General features: G+C 54.5%; 7 protein-coding genes and 1 tRNA gene. 1 reads left to right on the top strand and 7 read right to left on the bottom strand.

The features are described 5' to 3' along the window. Position 1: 1 nt before the first annotated feature. From VMW13_06350 to VMW13_06340, 3 genes are all read right to left on the bottom strand, one after another. Positions 2 to 78, bottom strand: a tRNA-Val gene (locus VMW13_06350). A 31-nt stretch (positions 79 to 109) separates the two neighbouring features. Next, positions 110 to 1504, bottom strand: coding sequence for a sodium:solute symporter family protein (locus VMW13_06345; GenBank protein ID HUV44433.1), 1395 nt, complete (start codon positions 1502 to 1504; stop codon positions 110 to 112). Positions 1505 to 1632: 128 nt separating this feature from the next. Continuing rightward, positions 1633 to 1863, bottom strand: a complete 231-nt coding sequence (locus tag VMW13_06340) for a hypothetical protein (GenBank protein ID HUV44432.1) — start codon at positions 1861 to 1863, stop codon at positions 1633 to 1635. A 268-nt stretch (positions 1864 to 2131) separates the two neighbouring features. On the opposite strand from VMW13_06340, the gene VMW13_06335 reads away from it, so the two are divergent. After that, a complete protein-coding gene (locus tag VMW13_06335) occupies positions 2132 to 2386 on the top strand; it encodes a translation elongation factor-like protein (GenBank protein HUV44431.1) in 255 nt (84 codons plus the stop codon). 26 nt (positions 2387 to 2412) lie between these two features. On the opposite strand, the gene ribE is transcribed toward VMW13_06335, so the two are convergent. The 4 genes from ribE to ribD all read right to left on the bottom strand — a co-directional run bounded on the left by ribE (position 2413) and on the right by ribD (position 5960). Continuing rightward, positions 2413 to 2880 (bottom strand): 6,7-dimethyl-8-ribityllumazine synthase, encoded by a 468-nt coding sequence (gene ribE, locus VMW13_06330; GenBank protein HUV44430.1) that lies wholly within the window; start codon positions 2878 to 2880, stop codon positions 2413 to 2415. A gap of 99 nt (positions 2881 to 2979) precedes the next feature. Then, a complete protein-coding gene (locus VMW13_06325; GenBank protein HUV44429.1) occupies positions 2980 to 4203 on the bottom strand; it encodes a bifunctional 3,4-dihydroxy-2-butanone-4-phosphate synthase/GTP cyclohydrolase II in 1224 nt (407 codons plus the stop codon). Positions 4204 to 4236: 33 nt separating this feature from the next. After that, the gene (locus VMW13_06320; protein HUV44428.1) at positions 4237 to 4866 is read right to left on the bottom strand and encodes a riboflavin synthase; all 630 of its coding nucleotides are present in this window, start codon (positions 4864 to 4866) and stop codon (positions 4237 to 4239) included. Positions 4867 to 4868: 2 nt separating this feature from the next. Then, complete coding sequence (gene ribD, locus VMW13_06315; GenBank protein ID HUV44427.1) at positions 4869 to 5960, bottom strand: bifunctional diaminohydroxyphosphoribosylaminopyrimidine deaminase/5-amino-6-(5-phosphoribosylamino)uracil reductase RibD; 1092 nt, start codon at positions 5958 to 5960, stop codon at positions 4869 to 4871. Positions 5961 to 6453: the final 493 nt, after the last annotated feature.

Below are 6453 nucleotides of genomic sequence, written 5' to 3'. Positions count from 1 at the left end.
ATGGTGGGCGGTACTGGACTTGAACCAGTGGCCTCTGCGATGTCAACGCAACGCTCTAACCAACTGAGCTAACCGCCCATCTAATGAAATGCTATCAAACAGCCAGACTCTAGTCAAGTGACATATGTGAGAGACGCCGGGGTTTAAGCCAGTTATCAACCAAACTGACACCAAAGAGTACCAGGACACTAATCAAGAGACTGCCCAAATCCAGATACTGAATATCGGCAATTTTACTGACGACAGCAGCAGTTCCACCACAAAACATCGCCGCCAGCGCTCCGGTTGACGTTACCTTCAACTTCGCCCTATAAAAACCGAAAATGACCGGCATAATCAGGCCAGCGGTATATACCGTATAGGCAAACAGGAGTGAACTTATCACTCCACCCAGTTTCCAGGCAAGGACCATTGACACAATACCGACAACCAGTATCATCCAGCGCGATAGGGATAGAATGCTATCTTCACCAGACGAGGCCCTGAACTTCTTGATGATATCCAGCGTCAGTATAGTACTGGCGCTCAGCAGGCAGGTATCTGCCGAAGACATCACGGCACAGAGCAGAGCCGCCAGGACAATGCCACCGGCAAACGGCGGTAGCACCTCCTTTATCACCGTAGGGAAGGCCTGCTCAGCAGCAATCTCGGGGAACAGGGCGGCCGCTCCCATACCTATTAATGCGATACCGAAAGCAAAGGGAACAAGCATACCTGCTGCATAGAAAGTCGATTTGCGAGCGACATTACCGTCCCGCGCACAGAAAAGGCGACTGTACATATCCGGTCCGACCACATAGGTCAGACCAACGAGGAGAAGCAGCTTGACGAGTTCGTAAGCATCGAACTCAGAGCTAAGCGGGAAGGCGAATCTATCCGCCGAGAGGCTTGCCCGCAGCCCGTCAAAACCACCAACCTGATTCAGTATGAATCCCAGACTGGCGAATACTCCTATGAAGATTATGGATGCCTGCAAGGTATCGGTACGGATGATGGCCCGCTGACCACCAAGTATGGTATAGGCAATAAAGACGATGGAGAAAACGACCATCCACATTAGTGGGGTACCAATGCCAAGGACGCTCATTATCTTTCCAGCAGCGACAATCTGCCCGGCGATAATACCTACCCAGGAGACTACTATAAGTATAGAACCAGCTAAGGCTACCCGACTATCGTATTGCTTTTCGATAAGCTCAGGAATGGTGTACAGAGCATAGTTTCTCACCTTTTTAGCAAAGAATATGCCGAGGACAACCAGTCCGGCAGTGCCCACCAGCAACCACCAGCTGCCGGTTAATCCACGACTGAACCCCAGACCGGCCATTCCTATCGTGGCCGAGCCACCGACAATAGTGGCTAATAGTGACCCGGTGATGAACAGAGAAGAGCCTTTTCTGTCAGCAACAATGAAGCCGTCTATACTGCTTACTTTTCTGCGATTATGTAACCCAACAGCCACCACCACCAGAAAGTACAGGATGATGATTAATAGCTCAGGCATATCGTCTTTTCTTTCTTTGAGAGCATCAATGGTCCGGACAGGCTACGGGATAGACGTTAGTTAGATAAAATGAGATGGGTAAACAACCACAAATGGAGGAAAATAGATGTGCCCGTTTCCTGGCCCGGTCAGCGGACGGGCTTCTCGTTGCCGATGATGTCAATCTCTACATTCTTTCCACAATGAGGGCAGACTATGTTGAGGGTAATCGGCCGATTCATCACACGTTCGGCGACGGCAGTAACCATCGAGTCGATACTATCCAGGCGCTGGTCCAGCATGCTAAGCCGCTTCTTGAGGCGCTCCACTTCCGCTGCCTGCTCCTCGGTAGTTATCAGGGTTCCTTCTTCCTCGGCCAAGACCATGTCCTCCAGAAATCGGGTCTGCCCAATTATATTGGACGGCGGATACCTATGTCAAAGCTTTGATGTGAAGAAAACTCCTTCTACCTGCAGGTAGGGTGGTGCGTTGGGCAATGACCACGACACCTCACTCTGTTGTGTCACCCTTCTGTCTGAACGAGAGCAAGCTTACCTGTGTAAGAGTCTTATAATTGCAACACGCAAGCCTTGATTTGCCTCATCCGGATGGCATATACTGTGGGCAAAACGAAAGGAGGATATTCTGATGCCTGAGGAAGAAGTCGGGAAGGTCAGCGATTTCTTTGCCAGACCGGTAGTCGCCGGCATTGAGTTAACAGGAACCATCAAGGCAGGCGACCAGCTCCATATCAAGGGGCACACCACTGACATCGAGTTCGTCGCCGACTCCATGCAAATCGACAACGTCAATGTGCTACAGGCCAAGACGGGAGATGCTATTGGCATCAAGGTGCCTGACAGGGTGAGAAGAGGCGATACCGTCTACAAAGTTACCGACTAGGCCGGTCCGGAACGAACCGGTACGCTTCAGCCTATGTTCTTGAGCAGATTGGCCATCTCAATGGCGTCTACTGCGGCGTCGAAACCCTTGTTGCCAGCCTTGGTGCCAGCCCGCTCAATCGCCTGCTCGAGGGTGTCTGCCGTAATTACACCGTAGCTAATCGGCAGTCCTTCCTCCAGACTTGTCTTGGCGATGCCCTTGGTCACCTCGGCGGCAATGTACTCGAAGTGAGGTGTCGCCCCACGGACCACGGCACCCAGGCAGACAATGGCATCATACCTCTTGGTCCGGGCCAGCTTCTGAGCCACCAGCGGAATCTCAAATGACCCTGGCACCCAGGCAGTGTCTATGTCATCCTCAATAACGCCGTGCCGAAGCAGCGCATCCTTCGCCCCTTCAAGCAGTTTCCCGGTGATGAACTCATTAAAACGTGAGGCAACCACCCCAATCTTCAACCCCTTTCCCAGCAGCATACCTTCAAAGAGCTTGCTCACTATTTCCTCCTTATCAGCAGAATGTTTCTCGATCCCTCGCTCCCATCGTTCTCCCCGGCGGGAAGAAGGGGACAACGGTTCAAGGTATCCTTTGATCACTTACGTTTGCTCATCTTCTCCCTGGAGCACCCCCAGATGGTGACCCAGTTTCTTCTGCTTGGTCTCCAGGTAGTGCAGATTATGCGGGTTCGGTTCACTGATAATCGGTACCGTCTCCACCACCTTCAGGCCGTAACTCTCCAGGCCTATTGTCTTCTTGGGGTTGTTGGTGAGTAGCCGGATTTCATGCAATCCAAGGTCAGCCATTATCTGGGCGCCAATACCGTAGTCTCGTTGGTCCGGCTCAAACCCCAGTGAAACATTGGCCTCTACGGTATCCAACCCCTTGTCCTGAAGAGCATAGGCACGTATCTTGTTATGGAAGCCAATGCCCCGCCCCTCCTGCCTCATGTACAGCACAACACCCCGTCCTTCTTCAGCGATTCTCCGCATGGCCATACGCAACTGCTCTCCACAATCACAACGGAGACTGCCAAACACGTCACCGGTGAGACACTCACTGTGCGCCCGGATCAGGACGGGTTCCTCGGTGGATATGTCTCCCATGACCAGCGCCAGATGCTCATCGGGGTCAATATCGCTCTTATAGGCAATAGCCGTGAACTCACCGTACTCTGTGGGCAGGTTGGCCTCAGCAACACGGCGTACCAGCTTCTCATGGCGGCGCCGGTAGGCAATCAGGTCGGCGATACTGACAATCTTAATCCCGAACCGTTCACCCATCTCCTCTAGCTCCGGCAGACGGGCCATTGTTCCGTCGTGTTTCATAACCTCGCAGATAACGCCGGCAGGATAGAGGCCGGCCAGTCTGGCAAAATCCACTACCGCCTCGGTGTGCCCCGCCCGTACCAGGACACCGCCTTCCCGGGCCCGCAGTGGGAAGGTATGGCCCGGCTGGACCAGGTCATCCGGCCGACTGTCGGGGTCCACAAGTATCCGTACCGTTTCTGCACGGTCTGCCGCCGATATTCCGGTGCTGATGCGGTGCTTGGCCTCCACGGAGACCGTGAAGGCGGTTGAGTGTCTGGAGGTATTGTTTCTCACCATCAATGGTATCCTCAGTTCATCGAGCCGCTGGCCCGTAATCGGTACGCAGACAAGACCCCGGGCATGCATGGCCATGAAGTTAACCGCCTCGGCGGTACACTTCACCGCGGCCATCGCCAGGTCCCCCTCGTTCTCCCGGTCCTCATCATCAACCAGGATAATGAATTTCCCGGCCTTTATGTCTTCCAGAGCTTCAGTAATACTTGATAGACCCATACCTGCCCCCATCTAGATAAAAGATACAGCCACTCAGCTGACCAGAAATCCGTGCTCCCGCAGGAAATCAGTCGTAATCCCTGGGGTCTGCGGTTGGCTGAGTGCTTCAACGTACTTGGCAATGATGTCCGCTTCCAAATTGACGGGGTCGCCCACTCGCCTCTCCCCCAGTGTAGTGTGCTGGCGTGTGTAGTCCACCACGGATACCCCGAAAGAAGCCGGACTCTTACTCACCATAGTTAGGCTGATACCATCCACGGCAATAAAGCCTTTGTCAACTATATAGTGCATGACCTCGGGTGGGGAGTCAAACTCCACGAGCAGCGCCGTGCCGTCCCATGTCACGGAGGATACCCTGCCGACAGCGTCAACATGGCCCTGTACCAGGTGCCCCCCGAGACGCCCCCCCAGGGGCATAGCCCTTTCCAGATTCACCCCATTGCCAACCTTCAACAGTCCCAGGGTACTCCTCTTCTCAGTTTCTGGCATTATGTCAACAAAGAAGAACCCAACATCAAAGCGAGTCACCGTCAGGCACACGCCGTTGACATTGATACTCGCACCCAACTCCATGTCCTGCAAGACAATCTCAGCAGCGATGACCAGCTTCCCCGGTTGTGCCGACCGGACTCTGCCTACCTCTTCCACGATACCGGTAAACACCCTCAACCTCCAACGTACCCGCTGACTATTACATCGTCATCGCAGGTCTGCGTGGCAACACGCTCCAAGCGGATGGCGTCCGCCATTTTATCGACCCCTCTGCCGCCGACTGCGGTTACCGCTTCGGCACCGCCAATGACAACCGGCGACACGAATGCAACCACCTTATCCACAAGCCGGTGGTCAAAAAAGGAACCGAGAAGGGTGCCGCCACCCTCCACGAGAACACTGGTTATCTCCCGCCGGCCGAGTATCCTGAGCAACTCCCCCAGGTCCACGAACCCATCTTCGGCAGGCAACTCCACGAGTTCGGCACCGGTTTGAGCAAGAGCCTTTACCACCTCGGGGTCCACCGGTCGCCTCAGGGCAAGGAGCGTTTCCCCCGGTTCACTGAATATATGCGCCGTTACCGGGGTGCGCCCCAGGCTGTCCACGATTACGCGCAACGGTTGCTTCCTGGTCTTCCCACCATGGTCACCACACCGCGAGGTAAGCTGGGGGTTATCCGCCAGAACTGTATTCACGCCTACCATTATCGCATCACTGATATACCTCAGTGAATGGACATAACGCCTCGACCCACTGCCGCTTATCCACCTGGAATCCCCACTCCTGGTAGCAATCTTGCCGTCCAGGCTCATGGCAAATTTGGCAATAACGAACGGTACGCCCATGGTGATATACTTGATGTATGCCTCGTTGATTTCCCGGGCCTCATCCTCATGCTCGCCAACGTATGTGCTAATGCTGCGCTTCGACAGCTCTTCCTCCCCTTTCCCGCTAACCAGGGGGTTTGGATCAAGCATCGCCATATGGACATCTGATACCCCGGCATCGATTATGGCCTCTGTACACGGCGGTGTACGCCCGTGATGACAGCACGGCTCCAGGGTAACGTACATGACGCTGCCACGGGCGGCATCCCCCGCCTGCTGCAGGGCAACGACTTCAGCATGCCCCGAACCGGGCGGCTGCGTGTACCCCTGGCCAACGACCTCTCCATCCCTGACGACCACCGCTCCCACCGCCGGGTTGGGACTGACCTGTCCCAGGGCCAGTCTGGCCAGAGAGAGAGCCTGCGCCATATAGTCCATTATGCTGTAATTCTAGCACCTGCGCAAGAGAGCCTGCAACATCGACTGCGGTGCCACAACACGGACAGGGACACATTCCTTCCCTTGTTATCGGGAACCACGACCGAGAGTAGCCAGGGAGTGGCATGGCAATCCTGTATCAACGTAATTGCTTTGCTCGCAATTACGGCTGGTACTCAGTTGCAGAAATACCAGCTAGCATGTTCCGCGGGGTGAGACCCCATTGACATGTCATTCTTGAGCAACACGCCACTAACCTCAGTGGCACGCCACTAAGGTTAGTGGCGCAGAATCTGTATGTTGCGCGGATTTGTGCAACTAGCTACTGGTGTGGATGCGAAGTGTCACCAATGTACTGGTTGAGTCCACCCACTGGCACAACACAGGCAGACGGGCTATACTATAATAGTAACTGAGTCCTGAGAAGGAGACAAATGAAGAGCTCCATTCGTGACTTCCTGGTAATGGCGGCAATCGCCGTGGTGGTCTTTAT

It is taken from the genome of Dehalococcoidales bacterium (genome assembly GCA_035529395.1).
In the GTDB taxonomy this organism is placed as follows: Bacteria; Chloroflexota; Dehalococcoidia; order Dehalococcoidales; family Fen-1064; genus DUES01.
Note: the sequence above shows the minus strand (reverse complement) of the source record. Positions and strands in the feature narration are given on the sequence as shown.

Bases quoted from the DNA above. Each gene is read 5' to 3' on its own strand.
- VMW13_06345 (HUV44433.1), bottom strand. From the start codon at position 1,504: ATGCCTGAGCTATTAATCATCATCCTGTACTTTCTGGTGGTGGTGGCT.
- VMW13_06335 (HUV44431.1), top strand. From the start codon at position 2,132: ATGCCTGAGGAAGAAGTCGGGAAGGTCAGCGATTTCTTTGCCAGACCG.
- VMW13_06325 (HUV44429.1), bottom strand. From the start codon at position 4,203: ATGGGTCTATCAAGTATTACTGAAGCTCTGGAAGACATAAAGGCCGGG.
- ribD (HUV44427.1), bottom strand. From the start codon at position 5,960: ATGGACTATATGGCGCAGGCTCTCTCTCTGGCCAGACTGGCCCTGGGA.